Origin of the sequence: Pantoea sp. GM01 (assembly GCF_000282675.1) — a bacterium.
In the GTDB taxonomy this organism is placed as follows: Bacteria; Pseudomonadota; Gammaproteobacteria; order Enterobacterales; family Enterobacteriaceae; genus Pantoea; species Pantoea nemavictus.
Genome location: NZ_AKIU01000047.1, coordinates 20,387 through 41,352, shown reverse-complemented (window position 1 = coordinate 41,352; position 20,966 = coordinate 20,387). Strand labels below are relative to the sequence as shown.

19 protein-coding genes and 1 pseudogene are annotated in these 20,966 nt (G+C 55.8%); 8 read left to right on the top strand and 12 right to left on the bottom strand.

Annotated elements, in window-relative coordinates:
- Positions 1 to 20: 20 nt before the first annotated feature.
- The 5 genes from PMI17_RS14065 to PMI17_RS14045 are packed head-to-tail and all read left to right on the top strand — an operon-like array spanning position 21 to position 4,749.
- Positions 21 to 1,292 (top strand): sugar ABC transporter substrate-binding protein, encoded by a 1,272-nt coding sequence (locus PMI17_RS14065; protein ID WP_009128010.1) that lies wholly within the window; start codon positions 21 to 23, stop codon positions 1,290 to 1,292.
- A 24-nt stretch (positions 1,293 to 1,316) separates the two neighbouring features.
- Positions 1,317 to 2,240, top strand: a complete 924-nt coding sequence (locus PMI17_RS14060) for a carbohydrate ABC transporter permease (protein ID WP_009128008.1) — start codon at positions 1,317 to 1,319, stop codon at positions 2,238 to 2,240.
- Between the two features lie 9 nt (positions 2,241 to 2,249).
- Positions 2,250 to 3,074 carry a carbohydrate ABC transporter permease gene (locus PMI17_RS14055; RefSeq protein ID WP_009128006.1) on the top strand — a complete coding sequence of 275 codons (825 nt, stop codon included), beginning with the start codon at positions 2,250 to 2,252 and terminating at the stop codon, positions 3,072 to 3,074.
- Positions 3,075 to 3,077: 3 nt separating this feature from the next.
- Positions 3,078 to 4,145: an ABC transporter ATP-binding protein gene (locus tag PMI17_RS14050; protein ID WP_036621268.1), complete on the top strand. Its 1,068-nt coding sequence runs from the start codon at positions 3,078 to 3,080 to the stop codon at positions 4,143 to 4,145.
- Positions 4,146 to 4,185: 40 nt separating this feature from the next.
- Positions 4,186 to 4,749 carry an NTP transferase domain-containing protein gene (locus PMI17_RS14045; protein WP_009128001.1) on the top strand — a complete coding sequence of 188 codons (564 nt, stop codon included), beginning with the start codon at positions 4,186 to 4,188 and terminating at the stop codon, positions 4,747 to 4,749.
- A 6-nt stretch (positions 4,750 to 4,755) separates the two neighbouring features.
- Here PMI17_RS14045 and PMI17_RS14040 read toward each other — a convergent pair whose 3' ends face one another.
- From PMI17_RS14040 to paoA, 4 genes are read right to left on the bottom strand one after another with little or no spacing between them, the layout of a single operon-like run.
- A complete protein-coding gene (locus tag PMI17_RS14040) occupies positions 4,756 to 5,682 on the bottom strand; it encodes an XdhC family protein (protein WP_009127999.1) in 927 nt (308 codons plus the stop codon).
- Between the two features lie 21 nt (positions 5,683 to 5,703).
- Positions 5,704 to 7,902: an aldehyde oxidoreductase molybdenum-binding subunit PaoC gene (gene paoC / locus PMI17_RS14035; RefSeq protein ID WP_009127997.1), complete on the bottom strand. Its 2,199-nt coding sequence runs from the start codon at positions 7,900 to 7,902 to the stop codon at positions 5,704 to 5,706.
- A gap of 3 nt (positions 7,903 to 7,905) precedes the next feature.
- On the bottom strand, positions 7,906 to 8,856 hold the full coding sequence (locus tag PMI17_RS14030; RefSeq protein WP_009127995.1) for a xanthine dehydrogenase family protein subunit M: 951 nt from the start codon (positions 8,854 to 8,856) through the stop codon (positions 7,906 to 7,908).
- Entirely contained in the window at positions 8,853 to 9,377 is a 525-nt protein-coding gene (paoA, locus tag PMI17_RS14025; RefSeq protein WP_009127993.1) for an aldehyde dehydrogenase iron-sulfur subunit PaoA, read from the bottom strand. The genes PMI17_RS14030 and paoA overlap by 4 nt, the downstream gene beginning before the upstream one ends.
- Positions 9,378 to 9,731: 354 nt before the next feature.
- Between paoA and katE the strand changes: the two genes are divergently transcribed.
- Entirely contained in the window at positions 9,732 to 11,996 is a 2,265-nt protein-coding gene (gene katE, locus PMI17_RS14020; RefSeq protein ID WP_009127991.1) for a catalase HPII, read from the top strand.
- A gap of 38 nt (positions 11,997 to 12,034) precedes the next feature.
- Here the strand turns inward: katE and PMI17_RS25790 are convergent, their stop codons facing one another.
- Complete coding sequence (locus tag PMI17_RS25790) at positions 12,035 to 12,160, bottom strand: hypothetical protein (protein WP_009127989.1); 126 nt, start codon at positions 12,158 to 12,160, stop codon at positions 12,035 to 12,037.
- Positions 12,161 to 12,427: 267 nt separating this feature from the next.
- Between PMI17_RS25790 and PMI17_RS14015 the strand changes: the two genes are divergently transcribed.
- Positions 12,428 to 14,275: a glycoside hydrolase family 15 protein gene (locus PMI17_RS14015; RefSeq protein WP_369751417.1), complete on the top strand. Its 1,848-nt coding sequence runs from the start codon at positions 12,428 to 12,430 to the stop codon at positions 14,273 to 14,275.
- A gap of 89 nt (positions 14,276 to 14,364) precedes the next feature.
- Here PMI17_RS14015 and PMI17_RS14010 read toward each other — a convergent pair whose 3' ends face one another.
- Together PMI17_RS14010 and PMI17_RS14005 are read right to left on the bottom strand one after the other, a co-directional pair.
- The gene (locus tag PMI17_RS14010) at positions 14,365 to 14,586 is read right to left on the bottom strand and encodes a hypothetical protein (RefSeq protein WP_009127985.1); all 222 of its coding nucleotides are present in this window, start codon (positions 14,584 to 14,586) and stop codon (positions 14,365 to 14,367) included.
- A 104-nt stretch (positions 14,587 to 14,690) separates the two neighbouring features.
- Positions 14,691 to 15,149 (bottom strand): annotated as a pseudogene (locus tag PMI17_RS14005) (substrate binding domain-containing protein); the annotation flags it as partial.
- Between PMI17_RS14005 and PMI17_RS14000 the strand changes: the two are divergent.
- A complete protein-coding gene (locus tag PMI17_RS14000) occupies positions 15,082 to 15,342 on the top strand; it encodes a DUF2798 domain-containing protein (RefSeq protein ID WP_052013357.1) in 261 nt (86 codons plus the stop codon). The pseudogene PMI17_RS14005 and the gene PMI17_RS14000 overlap by 68 nt on opposite strands.
- 382 nt (positions 15,343 to 15,724) lie before the next feature.
- Here PMI17_RS14000 and PMI17_RS13995 read toward each other — a convergent pair whose 3' ends face one another.
- The 5 genes from PMI17_RS13995 to PMI17_RS13975 form a co-directional block, all read right to left on the bottom strand.
- Positions 15,725 to 16,234: a GNAT family N-acetyltransferase gene (locus PMI17_RS13995; RefSeq protein WP_009127979.1), complete on the bottom strand. Its 510-nt coding sequence runs from the start codon at positions 16,232 to 16,234 to the stop codon at positions 15,725 to 15,727.
- Between the two features lie 92 nt (positions 16,235 to 16,326).
- Positions 16,327 to 17,022 carry a GntR family transcriptional regulator gene (locus tag PMI17_RS13990; RefSeq protein WP_009127977.1) on the bottom strand — a complete coding sequence of 232 codons (696 nt, stop codon included), beginning with the start codon at positions 17,020 to 17,022 and terminating at the stop codon, positions 16,327 to 16,329.
- Positions 17,023 to 17,069: 47 nt separating this feature from the next.
- The gene (locus PMI17_RS13985) at positions 17,070 to 18,293 is read right to left on the bottom strand and encodes an amidohydrolase (RefSeq protein WP_009127975.1); all 1,224 of its coding nucleotides are present in this window, start codon (positions 18,291 to 18,293) and stop codon (positions 17,070 to 17,072) included.
- Positions 18,286 to 19,776 (bottom strand): chlorohydrolase family protein, encoded by a 1,491-nt coding sequence (locus tag PMI17_RS13980; protein WP_009127973.1) that lies wholly within the window; start codon positions 19,774 to 19,776, stop codon positions 18,286 to 18,288. Before PMI17_RS13980 ends, PMI17_RS13985 begins: the two co-directional genes overlap by 8 nt.
- The gene (locus PMI17_RS13975; protein ID WP_009127971.1) at positions 19,776 to 20,966 is read right to left on the bottom strand and encodes an amidohydrolase family protein; all 1,191 of its coding nucleotides are present in this window, start codon (positions 20,964 to 20,966) and stop codon (positions 19,776 to 19,778) included. Before PMI17_RS13975 ends, PMI17_RS13980 begins: the two co-directional genes overlap by 1 nt.

Below are 20,966 nucleotides of genomic sequence, written 5' to 3'. Positions count from 1 at the left end.
TCAATCACTGGAGAAATGTCATGACAACACGTTTTGCCCTGAAAGCGCTGGTTTTAGCCGTTGGTCTCAGTGCCGCCATGAGCAGCCTCGCCGCCAAACTCACGGTAGTGGAGGTGATCACCAGCCCGCCGCGCACGGCGCTGCTGCAAAAAATGCTTGATGAATATAAGACACAGCATCCGGGTACCGAGATCGAACTGATCTCCCTGCCGTGGGGCCAGGCGTTTGAAAAACTCGGCACCATGTTGCAAAGCGGACAGGTGCCGGATGTGGTGGAGATGCCGGACACCTGGCAAGGCCTGTATGCCAGCAACAATATGCTGGAAGACCTTGAACCACGCCTAAAAAGCTGGGATGCCACGTCGCAGCTGACGGATAAAACCTTTGCCATGGCGCGCGCCGCAAACGGTAAAGCCACCATGGTGCCGTACGGCTTTTATCTGCGTGCGCTGTTCTGGAATAAAAAACTGTTTCAGCAGGCGGGCCTGAGCGAGCCGCCGAAAACCATGGAGGAGTTCGCCAGCGATGCGCAGCGCATCAGTCAGTTAGGCAACGGCATCAGCGGTTATTGCATGCGCGGCGGCGTCGGTGGCACCAACGCCTGGATGATGTTTATGGCGGCGATGAACGGATCGCCGGAATTCTTCGATAAACAGGGTAACAGCACGCTGACGCAGCCGGGCGCGATCAAAGGTGCGCAGCTGCTGGTGGATATGTATCAAAAAGGTGGCGCCTCGAAAGACAGCGTCAACTGGGGCTTTAATGAGATCGTCTCGGGCTTCTACTCCGGCAAGTGCGCGATGCTCGATCAGGATCCGGATGCGCTAATCGCCATCAAAAACAGCATGGCGGCTGATGATTTCGCCGTAGCACCGATGCCGGTAGGTCCATCAGGCAAAGCCTTCCCGACGATTGGCTATACCGGCTGGTCGATGTTCAAGCAGGGCAAGCAAAAGGATCTCGCCTGGCCGCTGATTACCTTCCTCAGTGACAAAACCAACAACCTGGCGTGGTCGAAATTCGTTGGCACATTGCCGATCTATAAAGGGGCCGAGCAGGACCCGTTCTATCAGACGCCGCAGTTCGCCGGCTGGTTTAAAGAGCTGAACGATCCTAACTATGTGCCGCTCACCATGCCGACCCACCTCAAAGGCTGGGGCTACTTTAACTCGGTGATTGTGAAAGAGAGCAGCCAGGAAACCCTGCTGGGAGAAAACGACACCGAGAGCATGGTGAAAGATTGGGCGAAATATCTCAGCAAAGAACAGCAAGCCTGGCTGGCTACCCAGTAATCCCTGAACATGCGGAGTTCAAATATGATGCTTGATACTTCCCTGCCTAACAGCACTGCTCGCGCCAGGCGCCTGCGCTGGACGCGGTTGGCTGAGCCGTGGTGGTACTTGTCGCCGGGCCTACTGCTGATCGCGCTGTTTATCTTTGTGCCGATGGCGATCGGCATCTCGTACGCCTTTCAGAGTATTAATCTGCTCAATCCGCTGGAAACCGGTTGGGTAGGCTGGGACAACTTCAGCGAGATGTTTGATGACCGGCGCTTCTTTAAAGCGCTGGGCCACACGTTGAACTGGACGCTGAGTTCTCTGTTGTTGCAGTTCTTCTTCGGCCTGGCGCTGGCGTTGCTGCTCAATCGTGAATTCCGCATGCGTCGCTGGGTGCAGGCGCTGGTGTTTTTGCCGTGGGCGGTGCCGGCGTTTCTCTCCGGGCTGACCTGGTCATGGCTGCTCAATCCGGTCGTGGGGCCGCTGCCGCAGTGGCTGAGTGATTTGGGGGTGCTGAGCGAGCCCTATAATATTCTGTCGGATCCGCAGTTGGCGATGTGGGGACCGGTGATCGCCAACGTCTGGTTTGGCATCCCGTTCTTTGCCATTACGCTGCTGGCGGCGTTGCAATCGATCCCTAAAGATCTCTACGAAGCGGCATCGATTGACGGCGCCAGCGGCTGGCAGCAGTTTCGCCGCGTGACGCTGCCGTTTCTCGCGCCGATGATTGCTATCACCGTGATGTTACGCACCATCTGGATCGCCAACTTCGCCGATCTGATTGTGGTGATGACCGACGGCGGGCCAGCAGGCTCGACCTCGATTCTCTCCAGCTACATCTTCACCACCGCCTATCGCAAGCTCGATTTCGGCTATGCCTCGGCGATGGCGGTGTTTCTGTTACTGCTGATGACCTGTTATGCGCTGGTGTTACTGCGCATACGCCATCAGCTGTTGAAATAAGGAGCGACCATGCGATTGTTACCGCTGATAGGGCATCGTCTGAGCATTGCGGCTTACCTGGTGTTCGCGCTGTTTCCGCTCTACTGGATTATCAAAATCTCCGTTACGCCGGATACATTGCTGTTCAGTCAAGGCGTCACGCTGCTGCCGAGCGGCGTGACGCTCGATCACTTTCGCAAGGTGTTAACCGACAGCGATTTCCCCACGTTTTTCAGTAACAGCCTGATTGTTTCGTTTAGTACCGCGCTGCTGACCACGCTGATTGCCGCCGCAGCCGGCTACGCCTTTTCCCGCTTTCAGTTTCGCGGCAAAGTGCTCATTGCCGGGCTGCTGCTGTTTACGCAGATGTTCCCGCTGGTGATGATCATTGCCCCGATCTACAAGGTGATGGCGCCGCTTGGCCTGACCAACAGTTTGCTGGGTCTGATTCTGATCTACACCGCGTTCAACGTGCCGTTTGCCACCTTTCTGATGCAGTCCTTCTTCGATGCCATTCCGAAAGATCTGGAAGAGTCGGCGATGCTGGAAGGCTGCACCCGTTTTCAGGCGCTGTATCGCGTACTGATGCCGTTAACGCTGCCGGGCATGGCGGCCACGCTGGGCTTTGTGTTCACCGCCGCGTGGAGTGAGCTGCTGTTCTCGCTGATGCTGATCAATAAAAACGAAGTGATGACCTTCCCGGTCGGGCTGCTGAGTTTCGTGTCGAAGTTCGCGGTTTCGTGGGGCGAAATGATGGCGGCGGTGGTATTGGCGTTGATTCCCGCGTGTCTGTTCTTCGCCTTTATTCAACGTTATCTGGTTCAGGGACTCACCGCCGGTGCGGTTAAGGGGTAAATGATGGCTGAAATTACGCTCAAAAAGATCGACAAGCGCTATGGCAACGTAGAAGTCCTGCGCGATATTAACCTCACCATTAAAGATGGCGAATTCGTGGTGCTGGTTGGCCCCTCCGGCTGCGGGAAATCTACGCTGCTGCGTACCATCGCCGGACTGGAGCTGGCGAGCGGCGGTGATATCCGCATCGGTAATCAGCTGATGAACGATGTGGCACCGAAAGATCGTGATATCTCGATGGTGTTTCAAAGCTACGCGCTCTATCCACACCTGACGGTGGCGCGCAATATGGGCTTCAGCCTGGAGATTCAGAAACGTCCACGGGCGGAGATTGAAGAAAAAGTGAAGCGCGCGGCGGATATTCTCAGCCTGACGCATCTGCTTGATCGCCGACCGAAAGAGTTATCCGGCGGCCAGCGCCAGCGTGTGGCAATGGGACGCGCCATCGTGCGCCAGCCACAGGTTTTTCTGTTCGATGAGCCGCTGTCGAATCTTGATGCACAGCTGCGTGGGCAAATGCGCGTCGAGATTAAGAAACTGCATCAGCAGATGAACAACACCATTGTCTACGTCACACACGATCAGGTTGAAGCCATGACGCTGGCTGACCGCATCGTGGTGCTCAACAACGGTGTCATTCAGCAGGTCGGTACGCCGCTGGAGCTGTATGACACGCCGGCGAATAAGTTTGTTGCCAGTTTTATCGGCTCACCGTCCATGAACTTCATCCAGGGCGTGATGGCTCAAGGTGGCGTGCGTATCGGCGACAGCGCGCAGCTGCCGCTGAATGTTGACTGGGCGGCGCAACCGAGCGGACGCGCTGTGATTTACGGTATTCGCCCGGAGAATATCGCTATTGCTGCAGCGGGAACCGCCGATACGCTGCCGCTGGAGGTATCGCTGGTGGAACCGACCGGTTTATCCGAACTGATTCATGGTTCCCTATTGGGGCACGACATCATGCTGTTCACCACCCAGCGATCCGGCGCGCAGGCGGGCGATATCCTGCCGGTGACCCTGGATGCTGACCGCGCGATGTTATTCGATGCCGATTCGCAAAAGCGGCTATGATGGCACCGGCACGCATTACGCGACGAGAGGGTAAACACCGATGACAGCAGCAACGCCCGGCATTCTGATCCTCGCCGCGGGGAAAGGAACGCGCTATATCGCCAGCGGCGGTAGCGGAAATAAGCTGCTCGCCAGGCTGGACGACCAGACCACCACAGTGATTGAAACGGTCATCGCCGAGGCGAAGCTGAGCGGGCTGCCGGTGGCGCTGGTGACGCGACCGGAATATCAGGCGGTGCAACAGCATGCGGCTAAGGCTGGCGTACAGCTGATTGTTTGTGACAGTCGCGGCAGCGGTGAAACGATTGCCGCTGGGGTAGCGATGACCGGGATGTGGTCGGGTTGGATCATCGCGTTGGGTGATATGCCGTGGATTGCTGCAGAACATTACCAGCAGGTATGGCGCGCGCTGGAGCAGGGCGCACCCCAGGTGCGACTGACGCATGATGGTAAACCCGGCCATCCGGTCGGCTTTAGCCACGCATTTGCTGATGCGCTGCGTCAGCTGCGCGGTGATGAAGGCGCGCGATCGCTGTTGCACCCTAAACTGCTGCTGAGCTTGCTCGCAGATGCCCGGGTGCAACGGGATATCGATAGCCTGTGAACGTGGTTAATCAATCGCTTCAAGGCGCGCGGCAGCCACATCGGCAATAATTGATAAAGCCAAGGTGCGCGCATCCCGCGCCTGAGCGAAAATGCCGATGGGCGCTTTGATGCGCGCAATCTCCGACGGGCTAAAGCCCAGCGTCAGCAATTTTTCTGCCCGTCTGGCATGGGTGCGCTGGCTGCCCAACGCGCCGATATAGAAGGGCGTGGATTGTAGTGCGGCTAATAACGCCGGCAGCTCGCGATCGAGATCGTGATACAGCAGAATCACCGCCGTAAACGCATCAATAGCCTGCGCCTTAACTTCATCACCGGACTGCACGTCGTAGCCAGCAGCCTGAGCAATGGACGCGGTTGCCTGCGCCTCAACGGAACGGCCATACACCACAATGCGGGTGTTAGGTTGATAGCGCATCATGAAGGCATCATCCTGCCAGCCGGTCGGCTGCGCGGCGTCAACGCGAGTGAGCCGCTGGAAGGAGGGTAGATAACACAACGTGGCGGGGTTTCGCTGTGCCAGCGATTCCAACACCTGATGTAACGGCTGGGCCGCACGCAAGCGGTGAAATAACAGCGTAATGCCGCCCCCGCATGGCAGCACAATATCCAGATAGGGCGATCCTTCGCCATAGCTGACCAGGCGATCTTTGCCGCTGGCCATGACTTCCAGCGCTTCGTAAGCCGCCGCCGCTTCGACGCAGCCACCCGATACGTAGCCGCAATAGCGCCCATCTGCACGCACCACCATCTGCGCACCTAATGCTCTGGCTGCACCGCCGCGAATCTCCACCAGCGTGACCAGCACCGCCGCGAGGTGGGCGTCGAGTGCCTCAGCGGCAAACCGCAGAATGGCTGCGCTGTCGTCGGTCTGCAAAGCCTGCTGCGGCTCTATCCGCGGTTGCACATCCTGATCAATCAAAACCTGTTGCAAGCTGCTCTCCTGTGCGGACGTTTAGGCCAGAGCGGGAAGGCCCATCAGCAATTTATCCAGCGTGACCGGATATTCGCGCACGCGCACGCCGGTAGCGTTATAAATGGCATTCACAATCGCCGCGCTAACGCCACATAACCCCAGTTCGCCCACGCCTTTGGCTTTCATTGGCGAGGAGATCGGATCGGTGTCGTCGAGGAAAATCACTTCCTGTTCAGGGATATCGGCATGAACCGGCACTTCGTAGCCCGCCATATCGTGATTGACGAAAAAGCCCAGACGTTTATCGACAATCAGCTCCTCCATCAAGGCGCCGCCCAGCCCCATCGTCATGGCACCGATTACCTGGCTGCGCGCGGTTTTTGGATTGAGAATGCGCCCGGCGGCGCAAACCGCCAGCATGCGGCGCACGCACACTTCCCCGGTGGCGACATCGACGCCCACCTCGACGAAATGCCCGGCAAAAGTGGATTGCTGAAACTGCTGATCCAGATCGCCAAACTCAATGCTGTCTTCCACCGAAATGGTCTCTTCTGCGGCAGCCGAGGCCAGCGACGCGCTGTGCTGGCCATCATGTACCCTGCCATCGCTGAACGTGGCCGTTTGCGCATCAAATCCCAGCCGGGCAGCGACCGCTTCGCGGAGCTTCACGCAGGCGGCGTAAACGCCGGAGGTTGAGGTGTTGGCTCCCCATTGCCCGCCGGAACCGGCTGAGATAGGGAAACTTGAATCGCCCAACCGCACGACAACCTGTTCGATCGCCACACCCATCATCTCCGCCGCGGTTTGCGCAAGAATGGTGTAGCTGCCGGTACCGATATCGGTCATGTCGGTTTCAACGGTAACGATGCCGCTCGCATCCAGCTGCACGCGTGCGCCTGAGGTCGTCACCATGTTGTTACGAAAGCCTGCCGCTACGCCCATGCCAACCAGCCAGCGGCCATCCCGAACGGTAGCCGGTTGCGCCTGACGGCGCTGCCAGCCGAATCTCTCCGAGCCGGTGTGCAGGCATTCGACTAATTGGCGACGTGAGAAGAAGCGTTCGGGATGTGCCGGATCCACCTGGGTATCGTTAAGGATGCGAAACGCAACCGGATCGATGCCGACTTTTTCTGCGATCTCATCAATGGCGATCTCCAGCGCCATCAGTCCTGGCGCTTCACCAGGTGCACGCATGGCGTTACCTTCGGGCAGATCGAGCTGCGCCAGACGCAAGCCGGTAAAACGGTTAGCGCCGGCGTACAGCAGTTCGGTCTGCTGCACGGCGGTTTCAGGTGTGCCATCCGGCAGATTGCCCGACCAGCTCTCATGCGCAATCGCCGTAATGTGGCCGGTTTGATCGGTGCCGATGCGGATATGCTGAATGGTTGCCGGGCGATGGGTGGTGTTATTGGCGATCAGCGGCCTCGGCAGCATCACTTTAACCGGACGCTGGATAGCACGCGCGCCTAATGCCGCCAGCACCGCATCGCTGCGCAGGAACAGCTTGCCGCCAAAGCCGCCGCCAATATAGGGCGAAATAATGCGGATGTTTTCTAACGGCAGATTGAGCGTGGCGGCCAAATCGGTACGGCACCAGTCGATCATCTGGTTTGAGGTCCAGACGGTCAGTTTATCGCCGTCCCAGCGCGCCATCGAGGCATGCGGTTCCATAGCGGTATGGCTTTGATCCGGCGTGGTGTAGTGCGCGTCCAGTGTCACTTCGGCAGCAGCGAAAGCCCGCTCAAAATCTCCGACGCGTTTATCCGGTTGATCTTCGGGCGCCGACGTGACCGCTGCTTTTTCGGCAGCAAGATCATAGGCGCCCTCTACACGTTGACACTGCACTTGCACCAAACTGGCTGCCGCGCGTGCCTGTTCAAAGGTTTCAGCCACCACCAGCGCTACCGCCTGGTGATAGTGTTCAATGTTGCCGTCAGCCAGCAGCAGGGCGGTATTTTTATCACCTTTACCCAGCTCACCGGCACTCTTTGCGGTGACCACCGCAAGCACTCCTGGCGCACATTGAGCGGCGTGAGTATCGATTGCCGTGATTTTGCCTTTCGCAGTAGGCGCGCCGACCACATAGCCATATGCGGCATTGGGTGCTTCGCTGTGCCACTCGTAAGCATAATGCGCCAGACCGGAGGTCTTAAGCGGTCCATCGATACGATTAAGCGGCTGACCGACCACCTTAAGCTGATCGATGGGATTTGATCCTGCAGGCTTTTCGAACTTCATCAGTTAACCCCTCGCTTCCGCTAACACCGAGGCAAGCGTTCGCTTCGCCAGAATGATCTTGAATTCATTTTCCGCCGTTGGCTGCGCGCTGGCGAACAGCCGATCGCTTGCCGCCTGCGCACCTTGGATTAAGGCATGGTCAGCCGCCTCCATGCGCCACGGCTGGTGCGCTACGCCACCGAGCGCCACGCGCCCCGAACGATCGGGCTGAATGATTGCCGCCACGGAGACCAGAGCAAAGGCGTAGGATGCGCGGTCGCGCACCTTGCGATAGATATGGGTGCCACCCAGCGGCGCGGGTAAGCACACCGCGACAATCAGCTCGCCGGGTTTCAGCACCGTTTCCAGATGTGGCGTGGTGCCTGGCGCACGATAAAACTCCGCAATCGGAATCTGGCGTTCCGTGCTGTCCGGGCTGACGGTTTCAATCACCGCATCCAGCAGGCGCATGGCCACCGCCATGTCGCTGGGATGAGTGGCGATACAGGCCGGGCTCACGCCCACCACCGCATGTTGACGGCTGAAACCATCAAGGGCGGCACAGCCGCTACCGGGCACGCGCTTGTTGCAGGGCTGATTGGTATCGTAGAAGTAAGGGCAACGCGTACGCTGCAGCAGATTGCCCGCCGTGGTGGCCTGATTGCGTAACTGTCCAGAGGCACCCGCCAGCAGGGCGCGTGCTAACACGCCATAGTCGCGTCGGACTCTGGCATCGGCCGCCAAATCGGTATTACGCACCAGCGCACCAATCCGCAAGCCACCTTGCGCCGTGGCTTCAATTTTATCCAGCTCAAGGCCGTTGACATCAATCAGATGGGCAGGGGTTTCGATTTCCAACTTCATCAGATCAAGCAGATTGGTGCCGCCGGCGATAAATTTCGCACCGGCGTGTTGCTGCGCACTGGCAGCCGCTTCGGCGGCGGTTTTCACACGTTGGTAGCTGAAGGCTTTCATGGCGTTTGTCCCTCCGCATACTCCTCAATTGCCGCCAGGATGTTGGCATAGGCGCCACAGCGGCAGATATTGCCGCTCATCCGCTCGCGAATTTCGTCAGCGGAGAGTGGCGGTGCCGAGACCAGATCGTGGGTCACGTGGCTGGGAATACCCGCTTTGATCTCCTCCAGCACCGCCAGCGAAGAACAGATTTGCCCCGGCGTGCAGTAACCGCATTGATAGCCGTCGTGGTCGATGAATGCGGTTTGCAGCGGATGCAACTGGTCAGGATTGCCGAGGCCTTCAATGGTGGTGACGTCGGCATCCTGCTGCATCACCGCCAATGTCAGGCAAGAATTGATGCGCCGCCCGTTGACGATCACCGTGCAGGCACCGCATTGGCCGTGGTCGCAACCTTTTTTGCTGCCGGTTAGGTGCAGATGCTCACGCAGGGCATCCAGCAGCGTGGTGCGGGTATCGACGTCGAGTTGCTGGCGTACGCCATTAACTCGCAGAGTCACTGATGCGCTATGGCTGCTCATGCCAAATCTCCAGTAAATGAAAAAGAGAAATCAGGATAGAACCTGTTTTTGTATGGTTATAGAGAGATAAGCATAGTCGGCATTTGCAAAAGAATTATCCGGAATCTCTGCTAGTCGCTGATAAGCCTTTATAAGGTGAGTTTTTCGGCGAAATAGATAATTAAAAATAAACCGAAGCGGTTATTTAGGGCGATATGTTGGCGTTATCGCGCGTTAATTAAGCGCCTCGCTTAAAATTACTTCAGTTTAAATTGAGACTAATTATCCCTTTGCGCGTGATTTATAAGTGAAGCGGCTATTTAAGTGAAATTTTGCTCTACAGTTAATAGGGTCTTAACTGGAGGAGCATGTGACATGTCGAAAGATAAAAAAGAACAAAATTTAGAACATACCGCGCCACATAAGGGGCCAGAAACCTCTCAACCGGGATTAGGTGACTTAGCGCCTAAAGATGGCGGACACAAACCTGCCGCCGAACCGACGCCGCCGGGAAAACAACCCACTGCGCCCGGCAGCCTGAAAGCGCCAGAGATTAAAAACGATAAGCTCGATCAGCTGAATGAATACCGCAAGAATGGCGAAAACGCTGGGCTGACCACGAATCAGGGCACGCGCATTGCCAACGATCAGAATTCGCTGACTGCCGGCGCGCGTGGGCCGACGCTGCTGGAAGACTTCATCATGCGTGAAAAAATCACGCATTTTGACCATGAACGCATTCCTGAACGTATCGTGCATGCGCGCGGTTCTGCCGCACACGGCTACTTCCAGCCTTATCGTTCGCTGGAAGCGCTGACTAAAGCGGGTTTTCTCAGCGACCCCGACAAAGCCACACCCGTCTTTGTGCGTTTTTCCACTGTGCAAGGCGGCGCTGGTTCGGCGGACACCGTGCGCGATATCCGTGGATTTGCCACCAAGTTCTATACCGATGGGGGCGTGTTTGATTTGGTCGGCAACAATACGCCGGTGTTTTTCATCCAGGATGCGCATAAATTCCCGGACTTTGTGCATGCGGTGAAACCTGAGCCGCACAATGAAATTCCGCAAGGGCAGAGCGCGCACGACACCTTCTGGGATTATGTGTCGCTGCAGCCTGAAACGCTGCATAACGTGATCTGGGCGATGTCCGATCGCGGTATCCCACGCAGTTATCGCACCATGGAAGGCTTTGGTATTCATACTTTCCGCTTGATCAACGCTGAGGGTAAAGCCACCTTCGTGCGTTTCCACTGGAAACCGGTAGCGGGTAAAGCCTCGCTGCTGTGGGATGAAGCGCAGAAACTCACCGGGCGCGATCCAGATTTCCATCGCCGCGATCTGTGGGAAGCCATCGAAGCCGGCGATTTCCCGGAATATGAGTTAGGCCTGCAGCTGATCCCGGAGGAGGACGAATTTAAATTCGACTTCGATATTCTGGATGCGACCAAACTGATTCCAGAAGAGTTGGTTCCGGTCGAGCTGGTGGGCAAAATGGTCCTGAATCGTAATCCGGATAACTTCTTTGCTGAAACCGAGCAGGTGGCGTTCCACCCAGGCCACATTGTGCCGGGGCTGGACTTCACCAACGATCCGCTGCTGCAAGGACGTTTGTTCTCCTATACCGATACGCAAATCAGTCGACTTGGCGGTCCGAACTTCCATGAGATCCCGATTAATCGCCCGGTTTGTCCTTACCACAACTTCCAGCGCCAGGGCATGCACCGCACGGAAATCGACACCAATCCGGCCAATTACGAACCCAACTCCATCAATAATAACTGGCCACGTGAAGTGCCACCGGCAGCCAAAGCGGGCGGATTTGAGAGCTATCAGGAGCGGGTGGAAGGCAGCAAGGTGCGCGAACGTAGCCCATCGTTTGGCGAGTATTATTCGCAGCCAAGACTGTTTTGGCTGAGCCAGACGCCTGAAGAGCAGCAGCACATCATCGGCGCGTATTCATTTGAGTTAAGTAAAGTGGCGCGACCGTATATCCGTGAGCGCGTGGTGGATCATCTGCTGCAGATCGACGTCACGCTGGCCGAAGGCGTAGCGAAAAATCTGGGGCTGAAACTGAGTGATGAGCAGCTGAACACGGCGCCGCCAAAAGATGTCAACGGTCTGAAAAAAGACGACAGTTTGAGTCTTTATGCGCAACCGAGCGGTGACATCAAAGGGCGTCAGGTCGCTTTGTTGCTCAGCGATGGCGCAAAAGCAGCCGATGTGCTGGCGGTGCTTCAGGCGCTGAAAGCGCAGGGCGTGCATGCCAAAATTCTGGCGGCGCATATGGGGCAGGTGCTGGCGGATGATGGCTCAGTGCTGCCGATTGATGCCACTTTTAGCGGGCTTCCATCACTGACGTTTGATGCGGTGATTGTTCCCGATGGCAACATTGACGCCTTACTGCTGAGCGGCGATGCGCGTTATTTTCTGCTCGAGGCTTACAAGCATCTCAAACCTATTGGTCTTAGCGGTGACGCGCGCCGGTTTAAAGCGCAGTTCAACGTGCAGGATAATGAGGCAGAAGAAGGTTTGGTCGAAGACGTTAAAGCAGAAGGGACCTTTATGGCAGATTTCCTTTCGGTAATGGCGTCGCACCGTGTCTGGTCACGCAGTAAAAAAGCCCTGACCGTGGCGGCGTAAACAGCAAAGGGCGGAATGTGAATTCCGCCCTTTACTCATCAGTGAGACGGCAAGTGGCTGCTATGCTGGGCCATCACCGGCTTCACTTCGAAGACACCCTGAGATGCCATTACTGAACAACTGATCGCCGCCGCTAGCGTTACACCAATCCATATCTTTTTCATTCGTCATCTCCGCCGAAACTGTTATTACCTCTTCAGGTTTAGCAGCAATTATTTGAAAGTCGAGAATGGCTGAGTTTTTAAGAAATATCTTTAGCGCATCTCGCTAAATAATAATCCTGTCACGCGTTACTTAAAGTGGTTTATATGGGTGACTACTGTATTGGCTATATATTTCGACAAGCAATGACCTGAATGAAATCCGAATTTTCTGCCAGGATTGATGCGGGCTTAATTGCGTGGCCGCAGGGTTTGACCACTTCACTTTTTATGCAATTCAGGAAAACCATTTTGGAAAATCAGCAATATTTAAATCCACAACGTAGCGAAGGATTCGCCGGACTGGGCGACTATGCGGCTATCGGGGAGGGCAGATCGGTTGCGCTCATCGCGCCGGATGGTTCGATTGACTGGTGGTGCGCTCCCAATCTTGATTCCAAACCCCTGTTTGACCAGATCCTTGACCCGCAGATTGGCGGGTTCTTTCAGATCGTGCCGCTGGCGGATTATCGGGTGACGCGCAATTATCGCGAAAACAGTAATGTGCTGGAGACCCGTTACGATACCGATAGCGGATCGGTACTGCTGACCGAGTCGATTAACAGCACGCTGGCAGGGCGCTTACCCTGGAGCGAGCTGGCCAGGCGTATTGATGGGCTGGAGGGGGAAGTCACGTTAAAAATTACGCTGCGGTTTGCCACTGCCGCCGAGACGCGCTCGCCGTGGATTGCTGACAGTGCGCAAGGCAAGGTGTATCACATTGCCGATTTGATGGCGATGCTGCGTACCAGCGAAGAGATCATCCTCGACCACGTCGACGATGAACGGATTAGCGGCACCTTAACCGTGAGTAAAGGTGCTCGTTCACTTTGCGCTTTGCTGGTAACGGAAAAAGAGCCGCTAGCGGTACCGGACATGAAGGCCATTGATGGGCGCATTGACACCAGCGACACGGCCTGGCGCGACTGGGTCAACAGTCTGAGCTACAGCGGCCGTTATTCGTCATTAGTCATACGTTCAGCGCTATCGTTAAAATTCCTGTGGTACTCCCCAACGGGCGCACTGGCAGCCGCAGCAACCACTTCGCTGCCCGAAGGCATCGGTAAAGAAAAAAATTACGATTACCGCTACGCGTGGGTGCGCGATGCCTGTCTGATCATCAAAGCGTTCATTTGCCTCGGCGCGCTGGAAGATTGTAAGGCCGCGTTTTCCTGGCTCACTAAAACCATTATCGATCACGGCGTCAGGTTGCGTGCCTGCTATACGCTGGAAGGCGATATCGTCCCTGAAGAGCGCTTTCCAGCACTGCGCGGATATCAGGATTCGCAACCGGTACGCGTTGGCAATAACGCGCGCGATCAGATTCAACTCAGCATGTATGGCGATATGCTGGCCACGGCGCAGGGCTTTGTGGAAGCCGGGCACGTATTGGATCTCACCACTGCGCGCTTGCTGGGTGAGCTGGCTAACTGCTGTGCGGATAGCTGGCGCCAAAAGGATTCTGGCATTTGGGAGTTGCCGGAGGAGCAACATTACACCCATTCGAAGATGGCGTGCTGGCTGGCGCTGGATCGCGCGGTGATTTTAGCCGAGCGAAAATACATCGAACCAACCTGGGTTGAACGCTGGAAGCGCGAGCGTGACCGTATCAGTCAGTGGATTGAAAGCCATTGCTGGTCGGAAAAACTGCAGAGCTATACCTTTTATGTCGGTAGCGATGAGCAGGTGGATGCCGCGCTAACGCTGATGCATCACTACGGCAACAGTGTTAACCCGGAAAGAATGCGCGCAACCTACCGCGTGATCCGTCGCGAGCTGGGTAATAACGGCGCGATGCTCTATCGTTACAGCGGCGTGGATCGCGAAGAGAGTACCTTCCTGGCATGTTCGTTCTGGATGGTAGAAGCCTGGGCGGCGATGGGGGATGGTGCAGGGGCGGAAGAGATGATGACGGAGATTTTGGCGCTGCTCAATCGACGCGGTAACGTCGATATTTTCAATGAAATGTATGATGTCCGTAGCCAGTCATGGCGGGGCAATATGCCGCAGGGACTGAGCCACTTAGCCCTGATATTTGCCGCGCAGGGGTTAAGCAACGCGGAGAAAAGCAAATCGTAACAACTACGGGTAGTTTATAGGCATCAACACTAAAGCGGCCCATCCACAAGCGATGTGGATGGGCCGTTGAGCGACTGGTTATATAAAACTTACTTCGACTGCTGCTGTTTGCTATCCGCTTCTTTCTGTTTCTTGTTGGCCATGTGGTGACCCACAGCACAACCCGCTGCCGCACCGGCAACGCCATGATGCGCCATATGACCGGCAACGCCGCCGACCGCAGCGCCTTTCAGGCAGCCTTTAGCTTCAACCTGGGATGTAACAGACAACAATAAACCGGCAGTGAGCACGATAAATGAAAGCTTACGCATCTGGATTCCTTCCTTTCTAGTTAGCAGGGCACAATAAGCCCTGACACAGCGTAGTCACGGTGAAAAAGCAGCGCGTTAAAAAGTGTAAACGTATGAGACAATGCCTAATGACTGGGCTGCTCAATCGCCTGTTCCAGAAACTGGATGAACGCTCTTACTTTGGCATTCAATGCCGAACGTTCGTTGACGCAGGCAAAGATATTCATCGGTAAGGATTGCGCTCGATTTTCATCACTTTGATCGGTGTCGAACAAGGCGATCAATTGGCCGCTGTCTAACAATGGCTGAGCAACAAAGCTTGCCAGACGGGCAATGCCGCCGCCGTTGACTGCTATTTTTGCAATGATATCAATATCATCGCTAATAAACTCAGGGTTGAGCCTGGCGTTAACTGATTGGCCATTAACCCTAAAAGTCCAGGGAAGAAAACGTCCATCTGTGGGATAGCGGAAAACCAGACAGGCGTGCTGGATAAGATCTTCGGGCGTTTTAGGCATGCCCGCGCGCTGCAGATATCCCGGAGATGCGCAGAATACAAATGGCAGTGAAGCAATTATCTTTGCTCTCTATATGGCGACCATCATGGCGTTTTTGATGAGTTTAGTCATTACTTTCGCCGAGTTTGGAGTAGGGCCGCATTACATGGAAAATGTGATGAATGCGTATCAGGTTGCAATGCCCGCGGCTTTTGTCTGCATTCTGGTGGTGCGCCCGATTGTGGTGCGGTTGGTTGGGTTTACGGTGCATGGACACTGATTTAAACCCACACAATTGCTTTGCATGTTGAGTTTTCTACACGGCTTGGAAAATCATTTAACGCTTGAATTGCAGCTTGTTTGCCTGCTGAAGCTTTTCTAAGGCAAGTGTTGTGTGGCCAAACCCGACGTAACTTTCATGTAGCAACGTCAGTATGCAGAGGTGAAGAGCCACATCAATGCGATCCTTGCCAGCATTGCAGCGTCGTGATTTAGCCGTTACAAATCAAAGTGCATGTAATGTATATTATGTTAAATGATATATCTAAACGCGTACTCTAAACTTGTTCAGTCCTATCACCTGCTCTTTTGAAAAATCGCATTGGTAAATGTTCTACTTAGCCAGCAAGCCTGCTGGCTAGTTGAAATGTCCTCGAAGCGCCTCACTTTGTCATCTGCAACTCATACACCACGCAAGGTACATCGTAATGTCGCTCAATGCCTTTGTAGGTCATTCCCAGCCGCTGCATCACCTTGTGCGAAGCGCTGTTTTCAGGATCGGCAACGGCGACTAAATAGTTCACGCCGATATCCTCAACCGCAAACTTAACGATCGCCTGCGCCGCCTCTGTTGCATAGCCTTTGCCATGATGATTGGCATTGAGACGCCAGCCAATTTCCAGCGGTGCACCATCCTGATTAGCCAGATGCTGAAGGCATGCTGCCCCAACTACCTCACCGGAGGCTTTTTCCCGCATTGCCCACCATGAAAATCCATACTGCTGCCAGCGCGCCTGCACGCGCTCAATCGTGGCTAGTGTCTCTTCCGGCGTTTTTACCACGCCATTGCTGATGTAACGCATGATCTCAGGATCGTTTTCCATCGCATGCAGGCCATCAAAATGGGCGAGTTGAAAAGGTTCCAGCCGCAACCGAGTGGTCTCTAATTCCATGGTTCCTCCAGCGTTACAAGCGCTCTTTAAGCAGCCCTTAATGGGATTTTTTCGCCGTAAAGTCTCTTTAAACAGCCATTACCGTGTTTAGGTTAATTGACCTTATGCAGCGCCTGCACCAGCGTCATGGCATAAGGCGAGGCTTCTGAAATATCCAGCTGCTGCTCAAGTTCAATAAGATGATCGCGCATCAGCTGCTGTGCATTGGCGGTATTTCCGGCGTTGAGTTGATCAATGATGTGCTGATGCTCATCACATTGGCACACCGGCATCTCATTACGCTGATAAAGCATGACAATCAGCGAACTTAGCACCATCAAATTATGCAGAATATCTTCCAGCACTTTGTTATCGGCAATTTTGCCCAGCAGCAGATGAAACGCGCCAAGCTGATACACCACCCGTTGCCGCTCCTGGCTATGAATCGCCTCGTGTTCCTCTTTTTGCTGCTGCTGCAATTGCCAGGCAAATGCCGCCATTTTTTCCGGCGTTATGCAGGCAATAATCGCCGATTCAATGGCGTGGCGAGCGGTGAAGATTTCACGCGCTGTAGTGGCGGATGGCTGTGCAACAATCGCACCTACATTGGGCTCAATGGTGACAATATGCTGCAGCGCCATGCGCTGCAGTGCCGCCTGCACATGGTTGCGGTTCGCCGTAAGTGCATCAACAATCTGCGCTTCAATCAATCGCGTTCCCGGCCGTAGCTTATGCTGGGCAATGGCCATGGTTAGCGAATCATAAATGCGGGTGATCTCTTTTTGTCTGGGGGTTAATTTCGCGCCCATACTCAATCCTGTATCGGTCATGTCGGTCCCCCTGAAATATACATCATTTAGGCGCGGTAAACGCGTTGGCCGCGGAAGTAACTGGCTGAAATTGCTGGCAGACGCGCCACCGCTTCGGCTGAGCAGCTGGCGTTGAGCAAGATAAAATCAGCCGCGTCGCCCGCCATTGGCCAGACGCGTGCGCCCTGCTCATTCAGCGGCAGTATATCGCCGGTGGCAATCGCCAGCGCCCGATTGAGTTCAAACTCGGTGCCGCGCCCATAAAGTTGAGCCCACAAGTTGGCTTTTTCCAGCATGCTGCCGCTGCCAAATGGCGACCAGTGATCAATCACGCTGTCGGTACCGGTCATCAGCTTTACGCCACATTGGCGCAACAACGGCAACGGCATAGCGTTTTTCCCCAACGGTAAACCGGACGCTAGACTAACGCCCAGCGTCGCCATACGTTCACCCAGCGCCTGCACTTCAGCATCGCCAATTTGTGCCAGACAATAAGCATGACTTAGCGTCACTCGCTCTTGCAGGCTCGGCGCCTGTTCTACTCTGTCCAGCAGATAGCGAATACAGGCAATACCGCTGCTGGCATCTTCATGTAGATGAATATCCACGCCGCTGTGACTGTCGTGCGCCAGATCGAGCATGATGTCCAGAGAACGCTGCATATCACCATCAACTTTGGTGGGATCAAGCCCGCCGGTCCATTGGCAGCCGAGTGCCAGCGCCTCACGCATCAGCGAGGTTACGCCCGAGCGCAATAGACCGTGCTGCGGAAACGCCACAATTTCGCAGTTGATGACGCCATCAAACGCTTCCAGCGCCTGCAGCAGATGTTCAAGGCTGCGCAGTCCGCTTACCGGATCGATATTGCAGTGGCTGCGTATCGTCGTCGTGCCGTTGCGCAGCAGCAGTGTGATCAACTGTTGTGCATGCTCCACCGAATCCGCTAACAGCGTCGGTAAAAGCTGTTGCTCCAGCGCGATCATCTGGAAAATATCCTGCTCGTTATTCGGCTTAGCGGCTCGCCACGGTCGGCCATAAAACGTCTTATCCAGATGGATATGCATATCGCGCAGTGCCGGCAACATCAGCAGGCCGCCCGCATCCACCTGCGGCAATGGGCTTGGTGCTTCGTGCTGCGGCGTGATGGCGACAATGCGGCCGTGGTGAATTTCGAGCGCAAACAGATCGCTACGCGTACCCTGAATATGGCCGTTATTTTCAATAAATCCGGTCTCTAACCTGACGTTGGTCAGTAGATAGTGTTCACTCATCGGCTGCGCCTCGGGTTACGCGGGGAAATGACGATGTGACGATCTCTTCCACCGACGGATGGCCCACGGTTCTCTCCGGATAAGTAGAAATGATGTGCGCAAAGACCTGTTGCGACTCGGCGTGTAACGCGGCGGCGCTCTGCCCGCTGTTCACCAACTCGCGATCCCACACCACTTTGCGTCCGGCGATAATCACGCCGGAGACATCCCGGCCATTGCCATTCAATACCAGCGATGTGATCGGATCGAAGATCTGTCCCAGCGCGGGTTGATCGAGATTGACCAGCATCATATCGGCCTGACATCCCACCGCCAGCCGCCCGAGGTCGTCGCGTCCCAGCGCCTGGGCACCACCTAGCGTCGCCATGCGGTAATAATCTGCCGCGCTAGCAGCCGCGATATCGCCGGTAACCACACGCGTAAGCACCACGCCCATCTGCATATTGGTAAACATATCGGCAGGAAAAGTATCGCTACCCAGCGCCAGATTGATGCCAGCCGCTTTGAGTGCCGGATAGTGCTCCAGATATTTGCCGTGGCGACCGGAAACCAGCGGACAGGCCACCACGGACGCGCCAGATTGTGCCAACCGGGCAATATCTTCAGCGACGCTTGCCGAATTGGGATTCACGCCGCCGAGGAACTGGCCATGCGGCAACAGCATATGGCGATTAAGCAGGCCATTCTCATCGAGAACCTGCAGCGAGCTGCGCCCCTGATAGCGCCGGGCGATTTCACCCACCTCCAGCTCACTCTGGCAGCAGTGCAACCGCGTCGGGCAAGCTAATGATGTGACAACGTCACCCAGATCTTTTAACCACACGGCATCCCCACCCTCAATGCGATCGGGAGCCAGCATGCCACTTAGGGTGGAAACGCCGCGCTGCTGCATGCGCTGGTAGAAATTGACCGCATCGTCTAATCCCTGTTGGGCGCGCTGACGATTGCCGTTCCATGAAAACTGCCCCTGACTATCGCTAGCGTAGTAGCCGGCCATAAACGCCGGTCCCAGCCATGCACGCGCGCCTAAAGATTCAGCAACATCGGCGGCGTACAGGTATTCATCGAAATCTTCGGCCCATTCGCGGTAGAGAATAGAGGTGATAGGCGCAAAGCTGGTGATGCCGTTAAGCAGCAGATGGCTGTAAGCATAATGCTTGGCGAAGTTAAGCTGCTCGCGGCTGTAGAGATCGCGCCGGTGCCAGTCGGCGGCGACAATGCGCCCTTTTTTCCAGCCCGGCTGGTTGTCGAACGCCAGCACGGTGGTATCGAGATCGCCCAACGCATCAAGGTCAATAAATCCAGGACCGACCAGACAATTCCCGGCATTGATCTCTTCATCAACCTGGCCGGTGTAATCAAAGCCAACAAACAGAAGGCGTTCGCCCTGCCACACCACTTCGCCATCCGGCAGCAGGCAGTGATCGCCATTGCGATAGCCCACGACCCAAGCGGCGCGCAGGCGAGTAACTTTCTCGCTCATCAGAACAGGCACTCCCCATTTGCGGCGATCAGTTTGCCGCCTTTGATCACTTTACGATCGCGTGGCAACTCCACTAGCGCTTCCACCATGCTGCGGCCGGGAATCAGCACCAGGTCGGCGCGATTGCCCGGCTGCAAACCATAGTTATCCAGTTCCATTACGCGGGCACCGCCGTAAGTAATGGTCTCGGCGGCGCGCATAATTTCCCGATCCTGACGCCAGCGATAACGCAGTCCCATGGTGACCGCGCGCTGCAGCATGTCGCCGCTGCCATACGGGCTCCAGGTATCGCGCACGCCGTCATTACCGGCGCAAAGGGCGACGCCCGCTGCGGTCAGCAATTCATACGGCGGCACCGCGATATCCGCCGGCGCGGTCGTCGCCACTGACATGCCCAGCTCTGCCATCTCTTCGGCAAACTGTTGCTGGCGCGCCGGTTCAACCATGCCAAGACAGAAGCCGTGGCTCAGCGTAACGCGATTCTGCATCTGATAACGGCGAGTAAAGTCCAGCAGCAGCTCAAGGCTGAACGCGCCCAGTTCACCGCGTTCATGCAGATGAATATCCAGCTTTTTATCGTGGCGCACCGCCAGGTCAAAGATGATCTGCAGATGACGCACCGGATCTTTATCGTATGAGCAGGGATCTAAGCCGCCCACCAGCTCCGCGCCCATCGCCAGCGCACGATCCAGCAACGCTTCCGTTCCCGGACTTTGCAGAATGCCACTCTGGGGAAACGCGACAATCTCAATATCGACCTGGTCAGCCAGCCGACGACGCGTCTCCAGCACACCTTCCAGGTTTGCCAGGCCAATTTCGTTATCAATGTCGACATGGGTACGAATAAACGAGGTTCCCGCCGCAATCGCGCGCCGCGTAATGAGCTCTGACTGCAACTGCGCATCGGGCTGCTGTTCGCGGCGGTAATCACGCTCATTAGCGATAATCGCGGCAAGGTTGTGCGGCACTTCATTGCGATACCAGTCGCGTCCCAGCAAGGTTTTATCCAGATGAGCATGGCCATCTACCAGGCCAGGAAAAGCCTGCATGCCTCGCGCATTAATCAGGGTGGTGCCGGGTGCTAGAGGCAGATTAGCGCCACGCGCTGCAATCACGCCATTTTCCAGCAACAGGTCAACGGGTTGGCTTTCATCAAACGGCGTGACGTGTTGAATTAATAGACTTTCCAT